This window comes from Exiguobacterium sp. s124 (assembly GCF_018617485.1).
GTDB classification, from domain to species: Bacteria; Bacillota; Bacilli; order Exiguobacteriales; family Exiguobacteriaceae; genus Exiguobacterium; species Exiguobacterium aestuarii.
In genome coordinates, this window is sequence record NZ_JACSKH010000006.1 from 18,472 (window position 1) to 43,851 (window position 25,380).

The 25,380-nt window shown below is 46.8% G+C and carries 26 protein-coding genes and 1 rRNA gene; 1 reads left to right on the forward strand and 26 read right to left on the reverse strand.

Features of this window, described 5'->3' with window-relative positions:
- Positions 1 to 21: 21 nt before the first annotated feature.
- The 16 genes from KNO85_RS14315 to metG all read right to left on the reverse strand — a co-directional run bounded on the left by KNO85_RS14315 (position 22) and on the right by metG (position 18,076).
- A complete protein-coding gene (locus KNO85_RS14315; protein ID WP_214791145.1) occupies positions 22 to 294 on the reverse strand; it encodes an RNA-binding S4 domain-containing protein in 273 nt (90 codons plus the stop codon).
- The gene (gene yabN / locus KNO85_RS14320; protein ID WP_214791147.1) at positions 291 to 1,706 is read right to left on the reverse strand and encodes a bifunctional methyltransferase/pyrophosphohydrolase YabN; all 1,416 of its coding nucleotides are present in this window, start codon (positions 1,704 to 1,706) and stop codon (positions 291 to 293) included. The genes KNO85_RS14315 and yabN overlap by 4 nt, the downstream gene beginning before the upstream one ends.
- A gap of 1 nt (position 1,707) precedes the next feature.
- The gene (locus KNO85_RS14325) at positions 1,708 to 3,255 is read right to left on the reverse strand and encodes a polysaccharide biosynthesis protein (RefSeq protein WP_214791149.1); all 1,548 of its coding nucleotides are present in this window, start codon (positions 3,253 to 3,255) and stop codon (positions 1,708 to 1,710) included.
- Positions 3,239 to 6,766 carry a transcription-repair coupling factor gene (gene mfd, locus KNO85_RS14330; protein ID WP_214791151.1) on the reverse strand — a complete coding sequence of 1,176 codons (3,528 nt, stop codon included), beginning with the start codon at positions 6,764 to 6,766 and terminating at the stop codon, positions 3,239 to 3,241. The genes KNO85_RS14325 and mfd overlap by 17 nt, the downstream gene beginning before the upstream one ends.
- Positions 6,767 to 6,811: 45 nt before the next feature.
- Positions 6,812 to 7,369: an aminoacyl-tRNA hydrolase gene (gene pth, locus KNO85_RS14335; protein ID WP_214791153.1), complete on the reverse strand. Its 558-nt coding sequence runs from the start codon at positions 7,367 to 7,369 to the stop codon at positions 6,812 to 6,814.
- 55 nt (positions 7,370 to 7,424) lie between these two features.
- Positions 7,425 to 8,381 (reverse strand): ribose-phosphate diphosphokinase, encoded by a 957-nt coding sequence (locus KNO85_RS14340; RefSeq protein WP_012727731.1) that lies wholly within the window; start codon positions 8,379 to 8,381, stop codon positions 7,425 to 7,427.
- A 45-nt stretch (positions 8,382 to 8,426) separates the two neighbouring features.
- Entirely contained in the window at positions 8,427 to 9,782 is a 1,356-nt protein-coding gene (glmU, locus tag KNO85_RS14345) for a bifunctional UDP-N-acetylglucosamine diphosphorylase/glucosamine-1-phosphate N-acetyltransferase GlmU (RefSeq protein ID WP_214791155.1), read from the reverse strand.
- Between the two features lie 184 nt (positions 9,783 to 9,966).
- Complete coding sequence (spoVG, locus tag KNO85_RS14350) at positions 9,967 to 10,266, reverse strand: septation regulator SpoVG (protein WP_214791157.1); 300 nt, start codon at positions 10,264 to 10,266, stop codon at positions 9,967 to 9,969.
- Positions 10,267 to 10,406: 140 nt separating this feature from the next.
- A complete protein-coding gene (gene purR, locus KNO85_RS14355; RefSeq protein WP_214791159.1) occupies positions 10,407 to 11,231 on the reverse strand; it encodes a pur operon repressor in 825 nt (274 codons plus the stop codon).
- A gap of 73 nt (positions 11,232 to 11,304) precedes the next feature.
- The gene (gene ispE, locus KNO85_RS14360) at positions 11,305 to 12,168 is read right to left on the reverse strand and encodes a 4-(cytidine 5'-diphospho)-2-C-methyl-D-erythritol kinase (protein ID WP_214791161.1); all 864 of its coding nucleotides are present in this window, start codon (positions 12,166 to 12,168) and stop codon (positions 11,305 to 11,307) included.
- 100 nt (positions 12,169 to 12,268) lie between these two features.
- The gene (locus tag KNO85_RS14365; protein WP_012727736.1) at positions 12,269 to 12,505 is read right to left on the reverse strand and encodes a Veg family protein; all 237 of its coding nucleotides are present in this window, start codon (positions 12,503 to 12,505) and stop codon (positions 12,269 to 12,271) included.
- 82 nt (positions 12,506 to 12,587) lie between these two features.
- On the reverse strand, positions 12,588 to 13,466 hold the full coding sequence (rsmA, locus tag KNO85_RS14370) for a 16S rRNA (adenine(1518)-N(6)/adenine(1519)-N(6))-dimethyltransferase RsmA (RefSeq protein WP_214791163.1): 879 nt from the start codon (positions 13,464 to 13,466) through the stop codon (positions 12,588 to 12,590).
- On the reverse strand, positions 13,463 to 14,023 hold the full coding sequence (rnmV, locus tag KNO85_RS14375) for a ribonuclease M5 (RefSeq protein ID WP_214791164.1): 561 nt from the start codon (positions 14,021 to 14,023) through the stop codon (positions 13,463 to 13,465). Before rnmV ends, rsmA begins: the two co-directional genes overlap by 4 nt.
- A complete protein-coding gene (locus KNO85_RS14380) occupies positions 14,016 to 15,302 on the reverse strand; it encodes a 3D domain-containing protein (RefSeq protein WP_214791166.1) in 1,287 nt (428 codons plus the stop codon). The genes rnmV and KNO85_RS14380 overlap by 8 nt, the downstream gene beginning before the upstream one ends.
- Positions 15,299 to 16,066, reverse strand: coding sequence for a TatD family hydrolase (locus tag KNO85_RS14385; RefSeq protein ID WP_214791168.1), 768 nt, complete (start codon positions 16,064 to 16,066; stop codon positions 15,299 to 15,301). The genes KNO85_RS14380 and KNO85_RS14385 overlap by 4 nt, the downstream gene beginning before the upstream one ends.
- 51 nt (positions 16,067 to 16,117) lie before the next feature.
- Positions 16,118 to 18,076, reverse strand: coding sequence for a methionine--tRNA ligase (gene metG / locus KNO85_RS14390; RefSeq protein WP_214791170.1), 1,959 nt, complete (start codon positions 18,074 to 18,076; stop codon positions 16,118 to 16,120).
- A gap of 330 nt (positions 18,077 to 18,406) precedes the next feature.
- Between metG and KNO85_RS14395 the strand changes: the two genes are divergently transcribed.
- A complete protein-coding gene (locus KNO85_RS14395; RefSeq protein WP_012727742.1) occupies positions 18,407 to 18,700 on the forward strand; it encodes a transition state genes transcriptional regulator AbrB in 294 nt (97 codons plus the stop codon).
- 16 nt (positions 18,701 to 18,716) lie between these two features.
- Here the strand turns inward: KNO85_RS14395 and rsmI are convergent, their stop codons facing one another.
- The 10 genes from rsmI to rrf all read right to left on the reverse strand — a co-directional run.
- Positions 18,717 to 19,586, reverse strand: coding sequence for a 16S rRNA (cytidine(1402)-2'-O)-methyltransferase (gene rsmI, locus KNO85_RS14400; RefSeq protein ID WP_214791172.1), 870 nt, complete (start codon positions 19,584 to 19,586; stop codon positions 18,717 to 18,719).
- Positions 19,558 to 19,836: a GIY-YIG nuclease family protein gene (locus tag KNO85_RS14405; RefSeq protein ID WP_214791174.1), complete on the reverse strand. Its 279-nt coding sequence runs from the start codon at positions 19,834 to 19,836 to the stop codon at positions 19,558 to 19,560. Before KNO85_RS14405 ends, rsmI begins: the two co-directional genes overlap by 29 nt.
- The gene (locus tag KNO85_RS14410) at positions 19,829 to 20,566 is read right to left on the reverse strand and encodes a tRNA1(Val) (adenine(37)-N6)-methyltransferase (protein WP_214791176.1); all 738 of its coding nucleotides are present in this window, start codon (positions 20,564 to 20,566) and stop codon (positions 19,829 to 19,831) included. The genes KNO85_RS14405 and KNO85_RS14410 overlap by 8 nt, the downstream gene beginning before the upstream one ends.
- Positions 20,567 to 20,626: 60 nt before the next feature.
- On the reverse strand, positions 20,627 to 20,962 hold the full coding sequence (gene yabA, locus KNO85_RS14415; RefSeq protein WP_012727746.1) for a DNA replication initiation control protein YabA: 336 nt from the start codon (positions 20,960 to 20,962) through the stop codon (positions 20,627 to 20,629).
- A 23-nt stretch (positions 20,963 to 20,985) separates the two neighbouring features.
- Positions 20,986 to 21,816 (reverse strand): PSP1 domain-containing protein, encoded by an 831-nt coding sequence (locus KNO85_RS14420; RefSeq protein ID WP_214791178.1) that lies wholly within the window; start codon positions 21,814 to 21,816, stop codon positions 20,986 to 20,988.
- Between the two features lie 6 nt (positions 21,817 to 21,822).
- Positions 21,823 to 22,815, reverse strand: a complete 993-nt coding sequence (locus KNO85_RS14425; RefSeq protein WP_214791180.1) for a DNA polymerase III subunit delta' — start codon at positions 22,813 to 22,815, stop codon at positions 21,823 to 21,825.
- A gap of 14 nt (positions 22,816 to 22,829) precedes the next feature.
- Entirely contained in the window at positions 22,830 to 23,159 is a 330-nt protein-coding gene (locus KNO85_RS14430) for a cyclic-di-AMP receptor (protein ID WP_031421800.1), read from the reverse strand.
- Complete coding sequence (tmk, locus tag KNO85_RS14435; RefSeq protein WP_214791182.1) at positions 23,159 to 23,797, reverse strand: dTMP kinase; 639 nt, start codon at positions 23,795 to 23,797, stop codon at positions 23,159 to 23,161. The genes KNO85_RS14430 and tmk overlap by 1 nt, the downstream gene beginning before the upstream one ends.
- A 3-nt stretch (positions 23,798 to 23,800) precedes the next feature.
- On the reverse strand, positions 23,801 to 25,219 hold the full coding sequence (locus tag KNO85_RS14440; RefSeq protein WP_214791184.1) for an aminotransferase class I/II-fold pyridoxal phosphate-dependent enzyme: 1,419 nt from the start codon (positions 25,217 to 25,219) through the stop codon (positions 23,801 to 23,803).
- Positions 25,220 to 25,291: 72 nt separating this feature from the next.
- Positions 25,292 to 25,380, reverse strand: a 5S ribosomal RNA gene (rrf, locus tag KNO85_RS14445); the annotation flags it as partial.

Genomic DNA, 25,380 nt, shown 5'->3' on the forward strand with positions numbered 1-25,380 from the left:
ATACATTAAGTATACTTTTTTTTACGAGTCGATACTACCGTCCATCTTCTCTTCTTTAAGTAAACGATACATTTCTTTCGCATCTTCTTTGCGTGCATGTTCCGCAATGGAATCAATAACGATTGTGACTAGTTTGTTTCCGAATCGAATTTGCAGCTCATCTCCGACTTTGACATCGGTGCTCGCCTTCGCAACTTGTCCATTGAGCTGAATCCGCCCTTGATCCGCTACTTCCTTTGCCAGTGTACGTCGCTTGATCAAGCGAGATACTTTCAAAAATTTATCTAATCTCATAAACCTTTCTCCTTTGCCTCGTTCCAAAGAGCATCCATCTGTTCGAGTGTCATCTGCTGAAGCTCACCATTCGCTTCTATATACTCGAATCGACGTTTGAACTTTCGGTTCGTCTGTTCTAACGCCTGTTCGGCATTTAGCCCAACATATCGCGCGATATTGACGATGGAGAACAATACATCGCCAAGTTCTGATTCGTCGCCAAGTTCCTCACGCCATTCGTTCAGCTCTTCTTCCAATTTTTCGAAGGCGCCCGACACGTCATCCCATTCGAATCCGATTTGGGCAGCTTTCTTTTGAAGTTGTTCAGCCCGCATTAATGAGGGTTGGTCGACGAGCACACCATCGAGATGCGATTGTTTCTTTTCCCCTTTTTCGGCTTGTTTAATCGTATTCCAATTTTTCACCACGTCGGAGGCATCTTCGACCGTGACATCTCCGAAGACGTGAGGGTGACGGCGTACCATCTTCTCACTGATTGCCCCGATCACATCACGAATATCAAAATAACCTTCGTCCGCACCGATTTGGGCGTGTAACATGACCTGAAGTAACACGTCACCGAGTTCTTCGATGATTGCATCATCATCTTCTGCATTGATTGCTTCGATGAGTTCATACGCTTCTTCTAGTAAGTACTTGCGAAGCGACTCATGCGTTTGCTTGCGGTCCCACGGGCAACCTTCTGGTCCACGTAGTGTAGCGATGATTTGTTTGAGCGTTGCAAAATCTTTTGCCAAATAAGCTTCGTCCGTGAGTGGCGGAACATAGAGCGTCGTCAAGTTGTTCACTTTTGCCATACGGTCCATCTCGAACAACGGGATGCGTTCAATTCGCTCTTGAGTTGTCCCGGCAGCTGTCACGAGGGTAACGGGATGCTCATCCGGATAACGTTCCATCAGTTGTACTTTTACATCTCCCGCTACAAATCCATCGTACACTTGTCCAATCAAGACATGCTGTGTCACTTGAAGACGTTCGAGGTCAAGCGCAGTCGCATCCAACAACTGAAATCCATTGATTGGATCGATTTGAAGTGCCTGAAACATCGCGTCTAGAAAACTTTGCCCGCCCAGCACATGAATATTCGCCCCGCGTCCCACCAAAAGTTCGACAGTCCGTTCGGCGACGAACGGATGACCTGGTACGGCGTACGTGATAGCCATCTCTTCACTTTTGTTCATCAACGTCTCGACAATTCGATCGTACACGTCTTCAAACGTATCACTCGATTCATAAATCGAATCAAACGACTCGAACACAAGCCCTTCTGACTCCAATTCACTTACGACTGGATGTTCTTTCGTTCGCAACCAAACGAGCGGCTGCTGTTTCAAATGGCGGTACACACCGAGCGGCAATTGATTCAGCTCACCAGACCCAAGACCAACCACTGTGATTGTATAACCCATACTAGTTCTCCTTTTTTTCGAGCACATCGAGTAGGCGTCCTCCGAACGGGATCAATTCCCATTCCGTGAGGGACAGCATTCGAGTGCTCCATAATCTCCATATATAAAGGACGGCTCCGCTACACACCATTCCGATTAACCATCCGAAGGCTGCGATTCGTGAATCGACCCACATCTGTCCCATCCAGTTTAACACGGCAATGAGGAAGAACATGGGGACCAGCGCTTTCGAAAGCGATTTGTAATGCTTCGACCGAAACGAGCCGAGCGGAATCGAACGGTCGAGCGCTCGAAAGTTATAGAAGGCCATCGCCAAAAAGCCGAGTGAGGTACCGATGGCCGCCCCTTCAATCCCATAGATGGGAACAAGCCCTACGTTTACGACACCTTTTGCCAAAATCGCGACAATCATACTGCGAGCCGCAATCCATTCTCGGTCGATTGCTTGAAGGCAGGTCATGCTTGCAATCGCTAACGATGCCGCAAATGTACTCGTCGCCAAGAGCACGAGCGCCCGCGTGCCTGATCCATCTTCAAATAAGGCCACATTTAAGAAAAACATGACTCCCATCAACCCGACGGTCGCCGCACCCGCAATGGCAGTTGTGACCCGAATCATCGAACGGAGCCCTTGCGTCGTCTTTTGTAGATGTCCTGCCCGATAATGACGGACGAGTGTCGGCACGTTAGCCATGCCGATCGTCGTTGTAAATAAGATGGCAAATTGGACAAGTGGGTACCCTCGATCGAATACACCTTTGCTCACCTTCGCCTCGTACGTCCCCCCCATTAAATTAACAATGGTAAAGGAATCCACTAGCTGCATCCATAAAATCCCGAGCGAGGCAAACCCGACCGCAAATCCCGTCGTCAACAATAGGCGCAACCCATTTTGAAAAGTGGTGCGCCGTACCTTTACAATTCGTAAGCCACGCGCCTGATAGATTAAAAAGGCAATCGCCACAACTCCACCGACGAGCGTCGCGCCATATGCGTATTGACTGAGGACGTAGGCATCTTTCCCAAGACGTACCCCGACCCATAATAGCGATAGCATGACCGTCACGCGTACGAAATTTTCTAACACTTGCGACCATGCGCTCGGTCGTAAATCGTCTCTCGATTGAAAAGCACCGCGTAATACAGCAGACGCCGGCATGAGCAAATAACTCAAACTAATGACGCGAAGTGCCGGGGCCAACTGTTCATCCCCAAGCCACTTAGCGATTGTCGGTGCAAACAGCCACACGGTTACAACAAGTGTGACCGAGAGGAGGAGCAACGCATAAAAACTGCCCCATAACACTTCTAACTTCTGGTTCGATCCCTTCGCGCCCACACCGATTTTCGCAATGACGACCGGCATCGCATAAATTCCAAGTGATGCCACAATGGCAGCGAACGGATAGACGGTTTGATACGCATAGAGTCCGAAGTCACCCGCCAAGTTTTGATACGGGACACGATAAGCGAAACTGATCAGCTTCGATACGTAACCGGCAAGAGCGAACAGGACGACACCTTGCGCAAACTTACTTGGCGACCGCATCGCCCACCAACCGCTTCATCAGTTCTTCTAATACAGTATCGGCATCATTCAAGAGCTCTGTTAATGGCATTCGACCGCTGAGTGACAATTTCAGGGCACCGTCTTCTTGACCGATTCCTAGTTTACGACCGAGCGGCATCGTCCATTCCATGAAGGACGGTACATCAAGGGAAGTCGTCGAGTCTTTCGATAAGACAATTTCAATGCGCCCAGATGTTTGCTTGATTCGACTCACTTTCGCCAGTTCTCCGTAAATCCGTAGACGCGTCAGTTGAATGAGAAGCGCGACCGGCTCTGGGAATTCGCCGAACCGCTCAATCAATTCGTCTTGTAAGGCAAACAGCGCATTTGGTGTATCTACATATTTGAAACGCTTGTACATCTCAATCTTCAATTCGCTATCCGACAAATAGTCATCCGGGATATAGGCATCCGCTTGGAAGGAGATTTCTGGCTTGAAGACAACTTGTTTCGCTTGTCCACGCATCCGATCTTTCCGTTCTTCAATCGCTTCGGAGAGCATTTGTGAGTAGAGATCGAAACCGACCGAATCGATGAATCCAGATTGTTGCGCACCTAGCAAGTTACCAGCACCTCGAATCGACAAGTCGCGCATCGCAATCTTGAAGCCGCTCCCGAGTTCCGTGAACTCTTTAATGGCTTGAAGACGACTTTCTGCCACTTCGGTCAAGCGCTTATCTTTCCGATATGTGAAGTAAGCATAAGCGATGCGATTCGAACGTCCGACGCGACCCCGGAGTTGATACAGTTGGGATAGCCCCATCTTGTCAGCATCATGAACGATGAGCGTGTTGACGTTTGGAATATCAATCCCTGTCTCGATAATCGTGGTCGACACTAAAATATCCGCCTCCCCTTCTAGGAAGCTAATCAACTGACTCTCGAGCTCACTCTCGGTCATACGTCCGTGTGCTGTCGCGATACGAGCTTCCGGTAACAAGGCCCGAATCTCTTCCGCTTTCCGTTCAATACCTTCGACACGGTTGTAAAGGAAGAAAGCCTGTCCTCCACGAGCGAGTTCGCGCTCTAATGCTTCACGTAGGACAATGCCGTCATATTCCATGACATACGTCTGGACCGGGTAGCGGTTCTCTGGCGGGGTTTCCAACACAGACAAATCGCGGATTCCAATCATCGACATATGAAGTGTTCGCGGAATCGGTGTGGCCGTCAACGTGAGCACGTCGATATTCGTCTTCAGCTGTTTTAGACGTTCTTTATGTTTGACGCCAAATCGCTGCTCTTCATCGATGATGACGAGGCCGAGATTTGCGAATGCCACGTCTTTTGACAACACTCGGTGTGTTCCGACAACAATATCAATCGTGCCTTCCTTCAAACCTTTCTTCGTCGCCGCCATTTCACTCTTCGAGCGGAAGCGACTCATGACAGACACGTTGATTGGAAATTCACTGAACCGCTCGAGCATCGTTTCATAATGCTGTTGAGCGAGGACGGTCGTCGGGACGAGAAACGCGACTTGTTTCCCAGCGAGCACTGCTTTGAATGCCGCCCGGATCGCCACTTCTGTTTTTCCATACCCGACATCTCCACATAAAAGACGATCCATCGGACGCGAGCGTTCCATGTCTGCTTTAATCTCAGCAATCGAGCGGACCTGGTCCTCTGTCTCAGCATAAGGGAATGAGGATTCAAACTGACCCATCTCCTCATCATCCGGCGGAAACGCAAAACCGACCGAAGCTTCTCGTGCCGCATACAATTTAATGAGTTCATCGGCGATATCTTCAACCGACTTGGCGACTTTCGATTTAACTTTCTTCCACTCAGTGCCCCCAAGTTTATAAATCTTCGGTTCTTTGCCTTCGGCACCGACATATTTTTGGACGAGGTCGATTTGATCGACCGGTACGTAGAGTGCATCATCTCCGGCATAAACAAGGTGAAGATAGTCCTGGTGAATGCCTCCGACCTCGATCGTCTTAATGCCTAAGTACTTCCCGATTCCATGATGTACATGGACGACATAGTCGTTCGGCTTCAACTCTTGATAGCTCTTAATTCGTTCTGCGTTCGTTAAATTCTTCGTCTGACGCTTCCGTTTCGTCACACGTTTGAACAATTCTTCTTCCGATACGACGACGAGACGACTCGTCGACAATTCGAACCCACCCTCGATTTGACCGATGATGACCGATACACGTCTCGGCTCTAGTTCACCGTCTACATTCGTGAACGTTGAATGAACGCCGTAGTCTGAAAGGAGCGCCTCAATCTTGTCAGCACGCGATTTGTCTCCCGCAAGCACGACAATGCGTTGGTCCCCTTGTTGCCATCGCTCTACTTCCTGCTTTAACAGGTGCATCTGTCCATGAAACGCCGGTAGTGGACGACAGCTCAAATGAACCGTCGCGGTTTCTGGAATACCAGAGCGACGAGATGGAAGTAGCGAGAACGCCACTTGTTTCAAGTCACGAAACACTTTGTGCATCGGGACAGCGAGCGTGTAATTGCTGACGGCCTCCCCTTTTTCGATGAGTGAAGAGAACCATTCTGCCTCTTCCCGGTCTTGCACGTCCGCAGCATCATCGATTCGTGCCACTTCGTCTAGAATGAGTACGGCGTCTTTGCCTACGTAGTCTAAGAGAGTGGATGTATAAAGTAATGGTGAATACTTTCCAACCTTGTTCGGGAAATCGCCACGTTCTAAGCGCTCGATGTCGGTTACGACGCCCTCCTCAAGTGCTTGACGAATCACTTCGTTCTCAATCAACTCCACAGTTCGGTCATATTGTTTCCGGAGTGAACGTCCGGCTTGTTTCAAATGATCTTCGGTGGCGATGAACTCGGTAGCAGGCGTAATACACACTTCCCCTACCACACCGAGCGAACGTTGCGTTTCGGCATCGAATGTAAAAATCGAATCGATTTCGGTATCAAATAAATCAATCCGATACGGACGCGCTTCCGTGAGCGGGTAGACGTCTAAAATACTGCCTCGTACCGAAAATTCGCCAGGCGTCGTCACGGTCGCGGTTCGCTCATATCCCATGTCCGTCAATTGCTTCGCAAAGTCTGCCAATTCAAGGTCACTTCCCGGCTTCAACATGACGCGACTATGTTGCCATGCTTCCGGACTCGGCATATAGCGTCGTAATCCACCGAGCGGCACGACAACGACGCCTCCTGTTTGGTCAAGGAGACGAGTACGAGCATCGATTCGAGCGGCCAACAGCTCAGGACTAGATGTCAGCGACAGTTCACCGGCCAGCGTTTCATCAATCGGATAAAGTAATGTTTTTTCCGGTCCGATGAGTGATTCGAGTTGATCGAACATTTTTTGTGCTTGATACATATTATGCGTCACGACGACGAGACGTCTCGATGACGATTTAACAAGTCCTGCGAGGACGAGAGCTTTTGCACTTGTCGTCAGTCCTGTTACTAGTTGACGGTCTACTTTTTGTAGCCGCTCACGAATCACGTTCGTCTCCGGGAGCGCCACCATAAATCTCTCTAAAGCATTCATTTGTTTTCCTCCAACTCATACGACAAAAAAGGGTGCTATGACCCTTTAGTTGTATCGATTCATCAACGCTAGCCAATCTGTGTCTACAAAATCAGTGGCTGCGGTTACGGCGTTGTCGAGTGTTTCGTTCAATTCCAGCAAGTCCTCTTTCCGATAGTTCATCAACACCCAGTCGACGACTTTAATCGGATGAGGAGGACGACCAATTCCAAGCTTCAAGCGCTTGAATTCGGCGGTCCCTAAGTGCTGAATGAGCGATTTAATTCCGTTGTGACCACCCGCACTCCCTTTTGGACGGAAGCGGAGTTTTCCTGGCACCATATCCAAATCGTCATAAATCACAAGTAAATCGTCAATCTCAATTTTATAATAATCTAAAATTGGACGAACGGCTTCACCCGACAAATTCATATACGTAAGGGGTTTAACAAGTACAACGCGTTCACCATTGATTCTTCCCGTTCCCATAAGGGCATTAAACTTCGCTTCATTCAACGAGATCCCATGTTTTTCAGCAAGACGATCAATCGCCAAAAAACCAACATTATGTCGGGTCATCTCAAACTTTTTCCCAGGGTTTCCAAGACCGACGATGCATTTCATATTCTTTCCTCCTGAACAAAAAAGCCCAAAGGCGAATGCCTCCGGGCCTCGTTTTTTAATCGAATAGGGTACTGACCGATTTGTGCTCGTGGACACGCATGATCGCTTCCCCAAGCAAATGGGCAACCGACATCTGCTTGATCTTGCTCGAGCAAGGACGACCCGTCAAATCGATTGTATTTAAGACAACCAACTCTTTGATCGATGAGTTGTCGATACGCTCCATCGCTGGACCAGAAAGGACTGGGTGCGTACAAGACGCATACACTTCTTTCGCGCCCGCTTCGACGATTGCATCCGCTGCAAGTGTGATCGTTCCAGCTGTATCGATGATATCATCAATCAAAATTGCTGTTTTCCCTTCAACGCTTCCGACGATGTTCATCACTTCAGCAACGTTCGCTTTCGGACGACGCTTATCGATGATGGCGATCGGAGCTTTCAAACGTTCTGCCAATTTACGTGCACGTGTCACGCCACCGTGATCCGGAGAGACAACCACGATATCTTTCGCTTGAAACTCTTCAGTTTCAAAGTAAGTCGAGATGAGCGGTACACCGAGTAATTGGTCCACCGGAATATTGAAGAATCCTTGGATTTGCGCTGCATGCAAGTCCATTGTGATGACGCGTGTCGCACCTGCTACCGTCAAAAGGTCAGCGACAAGCTTCGCTGTGATCGGCTCACGTGAGCGCGCTTTACGGTCTTGACGTGCATACCCGTAATAAGGCATCACGATGTTGATTGTCCGGACAGAAGCACGTTTGAGTGCATCGATCATGACGAGCAATTCCATGAGCGTTTCGTTTACAGGTGAGCTTGTTGATTGGATGACATACACATCATCTCCACGAACACTTTCCTCGATGTTGATATAGAGTTCACCGTCGCTGAAACGTTTGACTTGGCAATCACTGAGCGGGACACCGATTTCTTTCGCGATTTCTTCAGCAAGCGGGCGGTTCGAGTTTAAGCTAAATAGACGAATTTCTCGTTCGTATACAGTAGACATGTTTAGGATTCTCCTCCATCGTTTTCCATAATGATTGGCAGCTAGTTATCGTTTTGTGTAACCTTCTTTATTCGTTTGGCGTTCACGTGCAATCGCGAGCGCCTCTTCCGGTACGTCATTCGTAATCGTCGAACCAGCTGCGACAATCGCACCTTTTCCGACTTTTACCGGGGCAATCAAGTTTACGTTGCAGCCGACGAACGCATCGTCCTCTACAACTGTCTCGAACTTGTTCTTGCCGTCATAGTTTACCGTGATTGATCCACAACCTAAGTTGACACGTTCACCGATTGACGCATCCCCAATGTAGCTCAAGTGCGAAGCTTTCGCACCGTCACCGAACGACGATTTTTTAATCTCAACGAAGTTTCCGACGCGTGTATTCGCACCAAGTACAGCTTGTTGACGCAAGTGAGCGAACGGTCCGACCTGAGCCGCTTCACCGATTTTGCTATCTGTCACAACAGACTGGCGCACGACAGCATGATCTTCAATCACACTATTGCGGATGTCTGAGTTCGGTCCGATGACACATTCTGAACCAATCGTAGTCTTCCCGAGGATGACCGTACCCGGATAAATGACCGTATCCGAACCAATCACCACATCTGGAGAAATGTACGTTGATGCAGGATCCATGAACGTGACTCCTTCACGCATGAGACGTTCGTTCGTGCGTTTACGCATGATTGCTTCTGCCTGTGACAAGGCAACGCGATCATTGACTCCGATTGTCTCATCGAACGTAGGTGCCGTATGTGCCGCGACGACTTCGCCAGCTTCTTTTGCAATCGAGATGACGTCAGGCAAATAGTATTCGCCTTGTGCGTTATTGTTTCCGACTTGTTTGAGCGCGTCGAACAATAACTCGTTATCGAACACGTACGTTCCCGTATTGATTTCGTTGATGGCAAGTTCGGTCTCGGAAGCATCTTTATGCTCAACGACTTTCGTCACGTTCCCATCTTCGCCACGAATGACACGACCGTATCCTGTCGCATCGTCTGCAATCGCAGTCAGTACAGTAACTTTCGCTTGTTGCGCTTCATGATGAGCGAGAAGGGCTTCTAACGTCTCTGCCGTCAGTAACGGTGTATCTCCACAGACGACAAGTGTCGCTCCTGATTTACCCGCAAGCTCTGCTTCTGCCATTTGAACAGCATGCCCTGTGCCAAGTTGTTGTTCTTGGACTGCATACTCTACCCGTGTGCCGAGCGTATCTTGTACCGCTTCCGCCCCATGGCCAACGATTACGATTTGACGACTGACACCGATTTGGTCTAATTGATCGACAACATGCTCGACCATTGGTTTTCCTAGAACCGGATGAAGTACTTTATAAAGCTTCGACTTCATTCGCGTTCCTTTTCCTGCTGCCAAAATGACCGCAAAACGCTCCATTCTTCATTCGCTCCTATCTCACAACAGCTGTGATTGGTCTGTATAGTTCGGCTTTTCTGCAACTAAATCCTATTTACACCGTTTCTACTATATCGAAACCATGCCTTCGTTTCAATAGTTGTACCATTCCTTAACCATTGAAACGCAAAAAAACAGCGGTAGGCGACCTAACCGCTGTTTGCTGTCATTCATTCGTGCCGTAAGACACGTGCTGGGGATTCAGCACACCCACTTCCATATTGGAATAGGTTTCCAATACAGCCGCTTCAACTTTCTGTCGCATCTCCCCATTGATTGGATGAGCAATATCCCGAAAGATCCCTTCTGGTGTCCGTTTGCTCGGCATGGCGACAAATAGACCGCTACTTCCTTCGATGATTCGAAGGTCATGTACAACGAATTCATGGTCAAGTGTGATTGAGGCCAACGCTTTCATTCTGCCTTCTGTCGCGACTTTGCGAATTTTTACGTCTGTGATCTGCATGTTTCGCATCCCCTTTTTCATCGTTGTCTATGCCATGGTGTGGTCTTCTGTAAGGTTCAGTTGGTTTCGAACGAACGTCATGACTCGATATTGATAACTCTATACCCTCTAATCATAAAACGAAATCAAAATTTTGCCAATCATTTTAGGAACTGTTCCACATTCCCCCGTGAAATGGTGACGAGACCTTCATCCGGGTCAACGTTCGTCAATTTCATTAAGCTAACATATTCGCTGACCATCTTCTTCTCGGCACCTTCTGCTTCCATCAAGACACCGACACCTGCAAGATTCGCCTCGAATTCGTTCAAGAGACTCATCATCCCCCGAATCGTTCCCCCCGCTTTCATGAAGTCATCGATTAAGAGCACATTCGCCCCACGTGGCAGACTACGACGTGCGAGCGCCATTGTGCGAATCGCTTTCGAAGAACCTGACACATAATTGATACTGACGGTCGACCCTTCTGTTACACGACTATCTGAACGGACGATGACAAATGGAACGCCTAATTGTTCTGCGACAGCATAGGCAATCGGAATCCCTTTCGTCGCAATCGTCATGACCACATCCACTTTACGGTCAGCGAACACGGACGCAAAGACTTGGCCCATCGGTTTTACCTGACTCGGATTGCCTAGTACATCCGTTAGGTAGAGGTACCCTCCTGGTAAGAGACGCTCAGGCTTTGATAGTTGCTCACAGAGCGTATCAATCATCTCAAGCGACTTTTCTTTACTCCATCCTGGAATAAACATCACACCACCCGCTGCACCAGGGACGGTAACAAGCTTTCCAATCCCATCATGGGACAGCATCTCACTCACAATGACTAAGTCCTCACTAATGGACGACTTGGCAGCTTTATAGCGACTTGAAAACATCGACAACGAGACAAGCTGATGTGGATGGTCAAGCAAATAACGGGTCATATCAACGAGACGACCACTTCTACGAATTTTCATACGGATTCTCCTTCACATCTTCAATAATAAACGAATGTTCTAATGAGAATATATCACTTTCATTCGTTTTTGTTCAATGTCTTTTGCCGAGAATCCGAACGACGAATACTTCTGGGCAAAATCCTTTTAGACCGTTATAGACTCGATGCGCCTTTTGCTCATGTTCAATGAGTGCAAAGACAGTCGGTCCACTACCGCTCATCAGTACACCTTCTGCCCCACAATGCCGCATCGTTTCTTTGATTTGATTCACTTCTGGGTGAAGCTTGAGCGTCACACTCTCAAGTGAGTTTCCAAGATTTTCGCAAATTCCATGAAAGTCTTTTTGACGGATTGCCTCGACCATCGCACTTGTGTTCGGATGATCAACTTCATCCATACGCACGGCGCGATACACATCGGCGGTCGATACCCCTAGTTTCGGTTTTCCAAGTACGACATAGCATGGGGGCGGTGCCGGAATCATCTCTAACTGCTCACCGCGCCCTCTAGCAATCGCTGTTCCGCCGATGACGCAGAATGAAACGTCCGATCCGATTTCCGCACCGAGCTCTGCTAGCTCCTCTAGCGACAAGTTTAGAGAGAATAATTCGTTCATCCCGCGAAGCGTCGCAGCCGCATCACTCGAGCCACCAGCAAGCCCAGCCGCTACCGGAATTTGTTTATCGAGTACAATCTCGACACCTTGTTGAATATTAAACCGTTCACGCAACAACTCTGCTGCCCGATACGCCAAGTTCCGATGATCATTTGGCACATAGGCGTGCTCCGATTGAATCCGAATTTCATCCGAATCTAAAACCGTCAACTCTAATCGGTCTGCTAAATCGACTGTCGTCATTACCATTTCTACTTCATGATAGCCGTCCGGACGCTTCCCGAGGACATCGAGCGTCAAATTAATTTTTGCCGGCGCTTTCACACTAATCGTGCGCATCACGTTCACCCTTCCCATTTGTCTCCTGTTCGACATTGTACCGTAAACAGGCGCACAAAAAAAGAAGCAGCTGCCAATGCATCCGCCCCTCATTTATAAATCAATTGCCGAATTCAATTTTAACTGTATCCGTTAGGACATCAGCGTAGCTATACGAGACACGTTCCACATTGTGCAGGTCTTCATCCAATTTCACAACGAACACCGCAGGATATGTCTCAACGAGCGTTCCAAACCGAGTAACGACTTTCTTACGACCGCCGTTTGCTTTCAACGTCAATCGTTCACCAACATGCGATTCGAGTTTCTGTCTGATTTCTTGTAACGTCTTTGGCATACGCTTCACCTCACTGTTACAAGTATAGCATAATTGAATATGAAAATAAAGTTTAATATTATAACGACTCGTTTTAAGGTCGTCAACTATTTTTAAGTGGTAAAATTGTGTCAGACAATCGTGCGAATTCTTCTAGGCTCAGCGTCTCTCCTCGACGTTTCGGGTCAATTCCTGCCTCGTGAAGCGCACGCTCAAGCTCGACTTTGTGTTCTTTTCCAATATAATTTGTTAAGTTGTTTAGGATGGTTTTACGGCGTTGCGCGAAGCTTGCGCGTGCAACATCAAAGAAAAAGCCCTCATCTTTCACTTGTACGGCAGGTTCTTTGCGCATCCGAAGTGTAATGACTGCCGAATCGACGTTCGGAGCTGGAATAAACACATTTTTAGGTACGACAAAGCTGACTTGCGCCTCGGCATAATACTGAATCGCAATCGATAGCGAACCGTATGCTTTCGTTCCCGGTTTTGCCCCGATGCGCTCTGCCACTTCTTTTTGAATCATCATGACGAGCGAACGGAATTTCACACCACTCTCAAGCAATCGCATGATAATCGGTGTTGTGACATAGTATGGTAAGTTGGCGACAACCGAGATGTCTTCAATGCCTTCTTTTAAAAATTCTTGTTCGACAATCTCGCGTAAATTCATTTCTAAAGCGTCACCGTGGATGACTTTAACATGAGGATATGGGGACATCGTATCTTCAAGAATCGGTAAAAGACGCTGATCAATCTCAAGTGCTACGACTTTCTTGGCGCGCTTGGCTGATTGCTCAGTCAACGACCCAATTCCTGGTCCGATTTCGAGGACACCACTCGATTCACTAAGTTCTGCCGCTCCAACAATCTTACTTAAAATATTTAAATCGATTAAAAAGTTTTGACCGAGCGATTTTTTGAATGAAAAACCATGTCGCTCTAAAATGGCTTTTGTTCGTTGAATTGTTGCAATATCTTTCAACCCTGTTCCTCCTCTAATTGAGCAAGTGCTTGCTCCCACTCTTCGACCGTGACACCGAGCGCCTCGACTCGTTTCACAAATTGTTTCGCATTCGGCTCACCGATGCGAAGCAATACACCGAGTCGTTTCCGACGTATCGCCGCTGCGGCCCCACCGATTAAATCCGCATCTAATACCATTTTTCTCGTGACAATCGGTTGATTCGTTTCAACACGTGGTTCAAATACAGCGCGCAAGACGCGACGAAGCGATTCTGGGCTCGCATGCTCTACCCCAATCTTCCCACGTTTGCCTTTTGCCTCGGCCCGTGGCAGGTGAGCATGTTTACACCCTTTGACCCGCTCTTCGACGATTGATCGAATACGATCTCCCGGATAATCCGGATCGGTTAAAATGATAACTCCACGCTTCTCTTGCGCACGGCGAATTCGTTCGATTGTCTGATCAGATACGGCAGAGCCGTTCGTCTCAATCGTATCGACCTCAAACACTTCCTGAAGTCGTGCCGTATCGTCACGCCCTTCTACGACAATAATTTCTTGTATTTTCTCACGCATTGTCTGTTCCTTCTTTCTCTTCTTCCTGCTTCGGAATGACCCAGATGGTAAGCGGTTTGCGACCAAACGTCACAGCCTCCTCCAACTCATCCATCATGATGTCGATTTTTTGACCTTTGATTGCGCTACCCGTATCTAGAGCAATCGCCATGCCAATTCCTTCAACATACACGCGAGTACCGAGAGGAATGATGGCCGGATCAACGGCGATGATGCGCATGCCTTCAAAGAGAATCGTGTCCGTTACATCATAACCGCTTCTTGTCAGGACGCGTCCGTTATACGTCACCGTATCTTCCGGATTGTTCGTATAAGCCGTCGCTTCCACGAGTAACTGCTTCGCGGATGAGAAATCTAATACGTCGTCCGTTTTCGGCGGTTCCGCAATCTCGACTTCAGCTTCTGGAATGAACGGGCTCGATTCGTCCGCTGTCGTAGGTTCTGTAACGGGCTCTGTGACTTTCTTCGTACCTACTTTGATCACCTGTGGTATCGCTTTACGTAACGTCTCGACATCCGTTTTCGTACGATTCGTAATTGTACCATTTTCCACCGTAAGTGCATACCTTGTTCGTTCGAGTCCAGGAACTCCGACCTGCACGGTTTGCTTCACACCTTCTTCAAGCGTGTCATCCTCTTCCTCGACCATATCGTATGGAATCAACTGACTTTCATATTGGACGACATCACGATTCGTATTGACTGTAACCGTCATGCCTTCTCGTATCGGGGTCGATGCGTCTGGTAATACGGTATCACGCTCTGTCACATCAATTTTCTCTTCTCTTAGTAATTGCTCCACATTCGTTGCCATCGTATAGATGGTCGACGCATCTTCCCCGACAATGAGATTGACTGCAACAACGGGTTGATAGCGAATCGTCATTCCATTCGTCACGGGTGTGCGTACAGACGGATAGATCGTGTCTCCATCCCGTACGGTCACCCCATACCGTAATAACACGTCTTCCACGGTCCGTTCTCTCGTTTGAATCGATTCGGTTTGTCCGTACCCGATTTGGAGTGAGACCTCATGTGAACGTTCGATTCGAATGAGACGATCTTCCGGAACGTCCTCACTCAGTGCCGGTGTGACGTAATCCGTTTCATCCAATGTGATATTCAATTCCTCGAGTACCTCAAGAACGGAATCGGCTCGTGTCTCATGCTCAATCATCACACCATCATCGATGACCTGAATCGTTTCAGGTTGCAACATCACGTATGCGACAGACGCAGTTACAATCACGCCTATACTGGCGAATACGCGCTTGATCATGGGAGACGGAACAGCTTCTTCGCATTGGCCGTCGTTGCTTCTTCTAGTTCCTCGTATGGCATATCTCGAAGTGACGCAATTTCTTCCGCGACGTATTTCACATATGCCGGTTCGTTGCGTTTTCCGCGGAACGGAGTCGGCGTCAAGTAAGGGCAGTCCGTTTCGACAAGAAGACGATCTAACGGTACTTCTTGTGCGACTTGTTTTGGAACTTTTGCATTTTTGAACGTGACCGGTCCTCCTAAGGAAATATAGAAGTTCAAGTCTAGGCAGCGAGGGAGAAGTTCTACAGACATGCTGTAACTATGGAACACCCCACCGACTTCCTCCGCATGTTCCTCTTCTAAAATATCGAGCACATCTGCCGTCGCTTCGCGGTTATGGATAACGATTGGCATGTTTGTCCGCTTCGCGATGGCAATCTGTTGACGGAATAAACGCTGTTGCACGTCTTTCGGTGACTTGTCCCAGTGATAGTCGAGACCAATTTCACCGAGTGCCATCACTTTCGGATGACTCATGAGCGTCTCGATCCGCTCTAAATCAGCATCCGTACAATCGATCGCATCGACAGGGTGCCATCCTACGATGGCATAGATGTCTTCATGTGCCTCGGCTAGCTCGATGGCTCGGTCAATCGTCGGCGTATCAAATCCGACGACAAGTAGCGGAGAAACGCCTGCTTCTCTCGCCCGCTCAATCGTCTCTTCCACATCTTCATTGAACTGTTCCGCGTTAATATGCGTGTGTGTATCAATCAACATCTTGTTTCCTCCTTAGAAAAAGAGAGGGAGACCGTGGTCTCCCCCATTTCATTATTTGACGATGGCACCATTCGGCATCTGATCAGAGACTGTCGCGAGTTCTAGCTTCCCATCACGGTCCGCAGCTAAAATCATCCCTTGTGACAATTCTCCACGAAGCTTGACTGGTTTCAAGTTTGCGACAACGATGACTTTTTTGCCAACTAAATCTTCAGGCGCATACCATTCAGCGATGCCCGACACAATTTGACGTGTCTCTTTTCCGAGATCGACTTGAAGTTTCAACAGTTTCTTCGCTTTTTTGATCTTATCGGCTTCTACGATTTGACCGACACGGAATTCGACTTGGTCAAAAACGTCGATTGTGATTTCAGGACGAACATCTTCATCGACTTCCTCAGTCGTTGTTTCTGTTTCTTCAATACGTGCTTTCGACGCTTGACGCATCATTTCTTGAATCGCATCCACTTCTTCCTTCACATCGCGACGTGGGAAGATTGGTGTACCATCCGTTACGACAGCGTCATTGAAGTCGGCGAACGTATCTAATGCCTCCCACGACATGTCTTCCCCTTCGAGTCCGAGTTGACGGAACATCTCTTTCGGGGCACGTGTCATGAACGGTTGAATCATAATCGCAACATGACGAAGTACGCCCGCAAGGTGTGTCATGACAGATGCTAACTCTTCCCGTTTCGATTCATCTTTCACGAGAACCCATGGTTGTGTCTCATCGATATATTTATTCGCGCGACTGACGAGTTGCCAGATGTTTGTGAGGGCGACCGAAAACTCCATGTGCTCCATGGCTTCTTCTGTCTTGCGAGTCGTTTCCTTCACCATGCTTAATAAGGCATCGTCAAACGCTGTGACATTTCCGTTATAAGCCGGAATATTCCCGTCGAAATACTTTTTAATCATTGCGATCGTACGATTCAATAAGTTTCCGAGATCGTTCGCTAAATCAAAGTTCAAGCGATCGACGAACGCTTCTGGTGTGAATGTACCGTCTGCTCCGAACGGCACTTCACGAAGAAGGTAGTAACGAACAGAATCGAGTCCGTAGCGGTCAATCAATGGAATTGGATCTACTACGTTTCCTTTTGATTTGGACATCTTCCCGTCCTTCATGAGCAACCAACCGTGCGCAAATACTTGTTTTGGTAACGGAAGGTCAAGCGCCATTAAGAGCGCTGGCCAAATAATCGTGTGGAAACGAACGATCTCCTTCCCGACTAAATGGACATCAGCTGGCCAGTAGCGATTGAAGAGCTCGTCGTTGTCTGTCCCGTACCCGAGTGACGAGATGTAGTTCGTGAGGGCGTCGACCCACACATAAACAACGTGCTTCGGATTCGACGGGACTTGTACGCCCCAATCAAACGTCGTACGCGACACCGCCAAATCTTGGAGACCTGGCTTCAAGAAGTTGTTAATCATCTCGGTCTTACGAGATTCTGGCAAGATGAATTCAGGATGTGACTCGAAATATTCAATCAAGCGATCCGCGTATTTGCTGAGGCGGAAGAAATAACACTCTTCACGCACGAGCTCGACCGGATGTCCGCTGTCAGGACTTTTTCCATCAACGAGTTGTGATTCCGTATAGTACGTCTCATCAGGTACGGAATACCATCCTTCGTATTCACCAAGATAGATATCTCCATTTTTAAGTAACGTCTCAAAGACGTGTTCGACAACCTTCTTATGACGATCTTCTGTCGTACGGATGTAGTCATCATATGAGATTTCAAGGCGGTCCCATAAAACTTTGATTTCTTCCACGACTTCATCGACGAAGGCTTGTGGCGTCACGCCTGCTTCTTTTGCCTTTTCTTGAATCTTTTGACCATGCTCATCCGTCCCTGTTAAATAACGGACATCAAATCCTTTTAAACGTTTGTAGCGAGCAACCGCATCACCTGCTACCGTGGTATATGCGTGACCGATGTGCAATTTCGCACTCGGATAATAAATTGGGGTTGTAATATAAAAAGTCGGCTTCGCCATGATTTATTCTCCATCCTTTCGACATATGCAATTCTCATTATACACGGTTCGACAAAAGAATTTCCAAAACTAATTGTTTGGAATTTTTTTGCGTTTTATACGTCATAAATGTTCCAAAAATACCCTTTCTTTGTTTCAAGTTCAAACTATCGGGGAAATTTAGGTATATATCGCTCTTGATTCGACAAATTTCGAAAAATTGCTTTTCCAGATAGTAAGCAGTTGACTGCAATTGGAAAGTTTAGTATGCTTTTTGCTGTAGTCACATTGTCGAATTTTGACGATTCATGTCACCATGAGATTTCGACACCATTGGAGGAGGAAACACAAATGAAATCTACAGGTATTGTTCGTAAGGTTGATGAGCTTGGTCGTGTCGTTATTCCAATCGAATTGCGCCGTACACTTGGGATCGCAGAGAAAGATGCTCTCGAGATTTACGTCGACAACGATCAAATCGTTTTGAAAAAATATAAGCCAAACATGACTTGCCAAGTTACAGGTGAAGTATCAGACGATAACTTCAAATTGGCTGACGGCAAACTCATCTTGTCACCAGAAGGTGCACAACGTGTTCTCGTTGAGTTGAAGAACATGCTCGAAAACTACTACAGCGAAGAGTAAGCAAGGATTTCCTTGCTTACTCTTTTTTGTGGAGTTGATGGTACGCATCATACACATCGTTTCGAGACTCACCACGGTCTTTCGCCGTCTGTTTGATAGCCGCATTCGGCTTCAATCCTTCTTCTATATAGTGAACAACGTGTTCATAGACAGAGAGTGCCTCCCACCACGTCGTCGTAGGAGCCGTTTCTGTCGCACCGCTCACCAGGACGACAAACTCCCCACGTACTTCACCTTCGCACCAATGTAACGCTTCATCAACGGTCCCTCTCAAAAACTCTTCAAACGTTTTTGTTAACTCTCGGCCCAAAACAATTTGCCGATTCCCGAACACTTGTCGAATCGCCGTTAACATCTCTTTCAATCGATGAGGAGCTTCATAAAAAACAATCGTGCCCGGCTCATATCGAATGGATTCAAGAACATCGACACGATCTTTCTTTTTACGTGGCAAAAAACCGTAATAGAGAAAACGCTCTGTCGGAAGACCTGAGGCAACCAACGCCGTAAGGGCGGCATTGGCACCAGGTAAAACGACCACCGGAATATTCGCCTTGATGGCTAACCGAACGAGATCACTCCCGGGGTCTGAAATACCAGGCATTCCAGCATCTGAAACGATGGCAATCGACTTTCCGGCAAGAAGATCTTCAATCAGTCTCGGTCCACTCACTTCTTTATTATGTTCATGATAGCTAATCAGCTTGGTCGGAATCTCAAAGTGACGACAAAGCTTCATCGTTTGGCGAGTATCTTCCGCTGCAATTAAATCCACTTCTTGAAGCGTTCGCACCGCTCGATATGTCATGTCTTCCAAGTTTCCGATTGGCGTCGGTACGACATACAACGTCGGTTGTTCAGTTTGATAACTCTTCTGTGAATTCATTAGTCGTCCCCTCCATCAACTTCTCTTTTTGCCCACGGGTCAATTGTTTGATTGACCATTCATACTGCATGGCCTCACGCTTCGTATCAAACGATTGCACATATCGAAGTCGTACGGGCAGTCGCGCTTTCGTATACTTCGCCCCTTTTCCGGCATTATGTGCAACGACCCGTTTTTCCACGTCCGTTGTATAGCCTGTATAATACGTCCCGTCCTTACATTCTACGATATACGTATAATGTTTAGGCATCGAGAATGACTCGCATCTCTTCCGTATACGTATCGTCTTCTTCATATACAACAAATGGTGGTAAAATTTTAAGACCTGCTTTTCCATCTTTCGATCCCTCGATTAATAACGTATTCGCTTCGCGTCCAGCTTTCGGATATACGAGCTGCATTCGCTTCGGTTCAATTCGGTAGGCACGCATCAATGTCAGGATATCGAGTAAACGTTCTGGCCGATGCACGAACGCCACTTTCCCTCCCGGTTTGACGAGTTGACTTGCCGTTTTAATACAATCTTCTAGCGTGCACAATACCTCATGGCGGGCAATCGTATGATGTTCGTTTTGATTCCGCAGTGATGTTTCATTCGCTAGAAAATATGGCGGATTGCATGTGACCACATCATAACGTGCATGTCCGAGTTGGGTTGCTGCCGTTTTGACGTCCCCTTCTACAACTTGAATTCGCTCCTCGAGACGATTGACCGCCATGCTTCGATTCGCCATATCGACGAGTTTCGATTGAATCTCTACACCCGTAATCGTTCCTTTTGTACGATATGACAAGAAAAGCGGAATTGCTCCCGTACCGGCACACAAGTCGACCAACTGACCTTTTTGAATCGGTACCCATACAAACTCTGCAAGTAGCACCGCATCTAATGAAAATGAGAACACATCGTCACTTTGAATAATCTTGCCTGGACGTCCTAGCAAATCATCGAGGCGTTCTCCATCCTTTACCGTTACCATTGTTTCCTCCTTGTATAAAAGAAAGGCGACGGATAGGGAGTCCCTATCTATCGCCCCGTATTAATGTTTATTGAGCATCGACAAACAGAAGAGACAATCCCCATCTTTTCGTACCTGTCCATAATGGAGGTTACAAATATGGAATCCTTCTTGATACAGCGCAGCTAAATTATTCTGCCCTTTTCCAGACAATGCGATTTGTGAATCACCATTTGTCGTATCAACTTCTGCCAATTGTTCGACTTTTTCACGCAAGTGATGATTCTCTAGATACATATGCTGGTTCTCTTCAAGCAAATAGGCAAGCTGCTCTTTTAGCACGCCCAAATGCTCCGTTAAAAGTTGCATCTGTTGCTCGATTGCATCTACACGCATCATCACTTCTTTTTTGTCCATTCTTTCCACTGCTCAGCACCCCATCACTGTTTTGACGGTTTTCGTTTAATCGCACCCACTTCAACAAGTTCATCAATCGTATATGTGACGACACGCGTCCGATCGTGGAGCTCAACTTGAATAAGTTGGTCCAAAATGTTGAGACCGATTACACGACCATCACCTTCTGGAATTTTGATTCGCTTGCCGACGTCTGGTAAATCGCGTTTTAGTTCTTCGTACGTGTCATTCTCATATTTCAAACAGCACATCAGACGGCCACAAACGCCAGAAATCTTATTCGGATTTAACGAAAGGTTCTGGTCTTTTGCCATTTTGATGGAGACTGGTTCAAACTCCCCAAGAAATGACGAACAACAAAGAACTCGACCACATGGTCCAATCCCACTTAGTAGCTTTGCTTCGTCACGAACACCGATTTGTCGGAGTTCAATTCGCGTCCGAAACACACTAGCTAAGTCCTTTACCAATTCTCGAAAGTCGACGCGACCCTCGGCAGTAAAATAAAAGATCACTTTATTGCGATCAAATGTATACTCAACATCGACTAACTTCATGTCTAATTGATGTTCTCGAATTTTTTCTTCACAGACGGCGTGAGCATCAACGGCTGCCAGTCGATTATCGCGTACGATATCCGCATCCTTTTGGTCCGCGACGCGAAGGATCGTCTTCAACGGCATGACGACTTCATCTTCGCCGAGTTGTTTATCGACTTGGACGACTTCACCATACTCAATGCCACGTACTGTTTCAACGATGACATGATCCCCACGTTTAAGTGTTGCATCGCCTGGTGAAAAGTAATAGATTTTTCCCGCTTCTTTAAAGCGGACTCCAACTACTTCAAGCACGCGCTTCTATCCTTTCTGCAAATCGAACGAAAGTCGTTCGAAAGTTAATTGAGGATTGACGTTTGCCTCGAGTCGTCGAATCGCCGCATGCACACTTTCAATTGCATGTGTGAGCTTAGAAACAGATCGGTTTTGGATAAATGCGTGATATAAAGCAGCCTCATTCTTAAACAGTTTCAGAGTATACGTATCTCGCACTTTTAAATGAAGTGCCTCCTCTAACCAATGTTCGAATAATTCAAGGCCAACTCGCAATTCATTCCGTCCTTTGAAATGCCCTAACCATTTTTCTTGCGCGAACAAGAGCAACTCTTGAGGTCGTTTCGTCAATACTTCAATTAATTGTACCACTAGCCCGTACGCCTGTACAAACCACTCCTGCTCAAGCGCTTCTTTCGCATCATCCCATTTCGGATAAACGGTCAAGGCGAGGTACGCCAAATCATACGTACATGATCGTTCTTCTGACATCGTCTGTGCCAACTTCGCACGGTCAATCGGTCGGAACGCAAGTTGTTGAGCACGTGAACGAATCGTCGGAAGAAGCAACTGTGGCTGTGTTGTCACTAAAATAGCGAGCTTCCCAACACCTGGTTCTTCAAAGAACTTCAATAAACTATTTGCCGCTTGAGTCGTCATCTTATGGGCTTGATGAATGACATATACTTGACGGTCTCCTTCAGCTCCTCGTAACGATAGATCACTGAGTAATTGTTGAATCTGTTCTTTTTTAATACTAGCTCCATCCGGTTCCACTTCGATGTAGTCGACGAGGTTTTTTGAATCTATGCGTCGACAGTTTCGACACACTCCACAGGGCTCTGCCCCTTGTGGTGATTCACAAAATAAGGCTTTCGCAAACAATGTGGCTGTTTCAATCAAGTATGGCTCATAATCTCCTGAGAAAATGTACGCATGACCTACTTTATTCGAAACGATTGAATTTTGGATGATGCGAGCGACCACTGTTTGAGACTCATTTAACTCCTGAAAACGCATATGCCCAACTCCCATTAAAACTGATGGAATCCTTCAATCGGTAAGACAAATACAGTCGCGCCTCCGACTTGTACTTCGACCGGATAAGGAATGTAAGAGTCAGCATGTCCTCCCATTGGTGAGATTGGCGTAATCATTTGATCGCGACTCGAACAGTTCGATTGAATCACATCCATTAAATCATCGAGACGCTCTTGTGGAATACCCATCATAAACGTCGTATTCCCCTCTTTTAAAAAGCCACCTGTTGTAGCTAATTTCGTCGCACGAAAATCTTGTTCGACTAATGCGTCAGACAAACGTGCGCTATCCTTATCGTGTACGATTGCAATCACCATTTTCATCATCGTTGTACGCCTCCTTGTTGTAATCGTTCTATTGTATAATCAAGTACCTCGTCTTGAATGCATTCAATTGGTTGATCGGCATCAATCCGGATGATTCGTTCTGGGTACTGTTTGAGTAATGTTTGGAATCCTTCGTAGACCCGCTCATGAAATGCTTGGTCACGACTTTCGATCCGATCGAGTTGTCCTCGATCTTTCATGCGCGCACTCGCTCTTTCGGGACTCAAATCAAATAAAAAGGTTAAATCGGGTGTCAAACCGTTCGTCGCCCATTCATTTAGCGACTGAATTTGATCAAGGTCATATTGTAGACCGTAGCCCTGATAGGCGATGGATGCATCAATGAATCGATCACAAAGGACAATTGCTCCTCGCTCTAATGCCGGACGAATCACTTGTTCCACATTCTGTGCTCGTGAAGCAGCGTAGAGCATCATTTCCACTCGCGGTGTCATCTCATGATGATCTGGGGACAATAAGACTTCGCGGATTTGATTGCCCACAGTTGTTCCTCCAGGTTCGCGTGTTACCACAATGTCATATCCTTTTTGCGTTAGACTTTCAACTAATAGTTGTAGTTGCGTGGACTTACCTGATCCATCCGGTCCTTCAACCGTAATAAACATTCCGCTCACTTTTTAAAACTCCTCTACAATAACATCAATTTGCTCTATCATAACATGCTTACTTGCTTGAAGCTTCCTCCCTAAAGAAATCCACTCTAGGAGCACACGTATTTTTTCCTCAGTGATCCGCTCTCCTTTTAGAATCCACGGAATGCCTGGCGGATACGGAATCACGGTTTCTGCTGAGACAGATCCTATTGCCTGCTTGAAGGATACACGTTGTATTTGCTCATCACCTATCAACGTATATAGCTCAGATACGCGTTGTGTTTGAGGGAACGGAAAAATTGTTTCGTCCTCATCAATAATTGGAACGTGCGTAGCGGCTTTTTTGATTAATTTGATCCAGTGCTCAATTTCCTGTTTCTTTATTTCCCTTAATGGTAAACAGAATAACACATGATCCACAGCCGCTAATTCAATATCGATTCCGATTGATGCAAGATGTTCACTAAAAACCAACCCATTTTTCGGATAAGTCATGACCGTTACTTTCGTAAAGTCATCCCCAACTTTGACAGTAAAACCGGCACGTTTCAGCTCTAGAACAAAGTGGGCATGACTTTTTTGAATAGAAGACCATGCTTCATCCGTTAAGCTTTCTAAATAAGATCGTGCATAGTCTAATGAAGCCATAATAAGATAAGAAGGACTCGATGTCTGAAAAGAAGACAATGCGTGCTTTAACCGAACTTCATCGATATCTTCTTTATAATGAATCCAAGCTCCCATCGCCAATGCAGGTAGTGTTTTATGTGCAGACTGTACGACTGCACTCGCTCCCTCAAAAATTGCAGAACGCTGAAGCAATTTAGGATGAATCAAATGCGCACCATGTGCTTCATCGACGAGTAAGGGGATTTTCAAAGACAACAAAAAATTTGATATCGCACGAATATCCGCCATATCTCCATAGTACGTAGGAGATGTTAACATAACGGCTCGTCCTCCCGGAAATTTTTGAACAGCCTGCTCAATTGTTTCTAATGTCACCACTGTCGGAATTCCTGTACCTCGTTCAATTGTAGGTGTTAATAAGATAGGTTTTAATCCTAGCCATTCAATTGCATTCCATACAGATTTATGTGAATTTCGTTGAACATATACTCGTTCCCCACGTTTTACTGTGGCTGCGAGCATACTCCAGTTTCCAACAGTTGAACCGTTGACAAGCCACTTACTTTTACTCGCATACAGATTCCCTAATGCTTTTTCAGCTTGATCAATAATTCCAGAAGCATCATGCAAATCATCTAAATGTGCTAGTTCTGTAAGATCATATGGCATTACTTTAGCAAATGCATTCGGTAACGTATTATCAATCACAGTGCCATTATGATGTCCTGGGACGTGAAAAGATACGCGATGTTCACTCACATGCTGTTCTAGAGTCTCTAGAAATGTAAAAGGATTTTTCCGAGAAGGAGCCATCTGTTATCCCTCCTAAACTATTGACTATTAAAAAAAGACGATCAAGCATATGCTTGATCGTCTTCTGCGTTGGCCTGGCAACGTCCTATCCTCACAGGGGGAGATCCCCCAACTACTTTCGGCGCTGAGACGCTTAACTTCCGTGTTCGGCATGGGAACGG

Bases quoted from the DNA above. Each gene is read 5' to 3' on its own strand.
- KNO85_RS14315 (WP_214791145.1), bottom strand. From the start codon at position 294: ATGAGATTAGATAAATTTTTGAAAGTATCTCGCTTGATCAAGCGACGT.
- yabN (WP_214791147.1), bottom strand. From the start codon at position 1,706: ATGGGTTATACAATCACAGTGGTTGGTCTTGGGTCTGGTGAGCTGAAT.
- KNO85_RS14325 (WP_214791149.1), bottom strand. From the start codon at position 3,255: ATGCGGTCGCCAAGTAAGTTTGCGCAAGGTGTCGTCCTGTTCGCTCTT.
- mfd (WP_214791151.1), bottom strand. From the start codon at position 6,766: ATGAATGCTTTAGAGAGATTTATGGTGGCGCTCCCGGAGACGAACGTG.
- pth (WP_214791153.1), bottom strand. From the start codon at position 7,369: ATGAAATGCATCGTCGGTCTTGGAAACCCTGGGAAAAAGTTTGAGATG.
- KNO85_RS14340 (WP_012727731.1), bottom strand. From the start codon at position 8,381: ATGTCTACTGTATACGAACGAGAAATTCGTCTATTTAGCTTAAACTCG.
- glmU (WP_214791155.1), bottom strand. From the start codon at position 9,782: ATGGAGCGTTTTGCGGTCATTTTGGCAGCAGGAAAAGGAACGCGAATG.
- spoVG (WP_214791157.1), bottom strand. From the start codon at position 10,266: ATGCAGATCACAGACGTAAAAATTCGCAAAGTCGCGACAGAAGGCAGA.
- purR (WP_214791159.1), bottom strand. From the start codon at position 11,231: ATGAAAATTCGTAGAAGTGGTCGTCTCGTTGATATGACCCGTTATTTG.
- ispE (WP_214791161.1), bottom strand. From the start codon at position 12,168: ATGCGCACGATTAGTGTGAAAGCGCCGGCAAAAATTAATTTGACGCTC.
- KNO85_RS14365 (WP_012727736.1), bottom strand. From the start codon at position 12,505: ATGCCAAAGACGTTACAAGAAATCAGACAGAAACTCGAATCGCATGTT.
- rnmV (WP_214791164.1), bottom strand. From the start codon at position 14,023: ATGCGTGAGAAAATACAAGAAATTATTGTCGTAGAAGGGCGTGACGAT.
- KNO85_RS14380 (WP_214791166.1), bottom strand. From the start codon at position 15,302: ATGATCAAGCGCGTATTCGCCAGTATAGGCGTGATTGTAACTGCGTCT.
- KNO85_RS14385 (WP_214791168.1), bottom strand. From the start codon at position 16,066: ATGTTGATTGATACACACACGCATATTAACGCGGAACAGTTCAATGAA.
- metG (WP_214791170.1), bottom strand. From the start codon at position 18,076: ATGGCGAAGCCGACTTTTTATATTACAACCCCAATTTATTATCCGAGT.
- KNO85_RS14395 (WP_012727742.1), top strand. From the start codon at position 18,407: ATGAAATCTACAGGTATTGTTCGTAAGGTTGATGAGCTTGGTCGTGTC.
- rsmI (WP_214791172.1), bottom strand. From the start codon at position 19,586: ATGAATTCACAGAAGAGTTATCAAACTGAACAACCGACGTTGTATGTC.
- KNO85_RS14405 (WP_214791174.1), bottom strand. From the start codon at position 19,836: ATGCCTAAACATTATACGTATATCGTAGAATGTAAGGACGGGACGTAT.
- KNO85_RS14410 (WP_214791176.1), bottom strand. From the start codon at position 20,566: ATGGTAACGGTAAAGGATGGAGAACGCCTCGATGATTTGCTAGGACGT.
- yabA (WP_012727746.1), bottom strand. From the start codon at position 20,962: ATGGACAAAAAAGAAGTGATGATGCGTGTAGATGCAATCGAGCAACAG.
- KNO85_RS14425 (WP_214791180.1), bottom strand. From the start codon at position 22,815: ATGCGTTTTCAGGAGTTAAATGAGTCTCAAACAGTGGTCGCTCGCATC.
- KNO85_RS14430 (WP_031421800.1), bottom strand. From the start codon at position 23,159: ATGAAAATGGTGATTGCAATCGTACACGATAAGGATAGCGCACGTTTG.
- KNO85_RS14440 (WP_214791184.1), bottom strand. From the start codon at position 25,219: ATGGCTCCTTCTCGGAAAAATCCTTTTACATTTCTAGAGACTCTAGAA.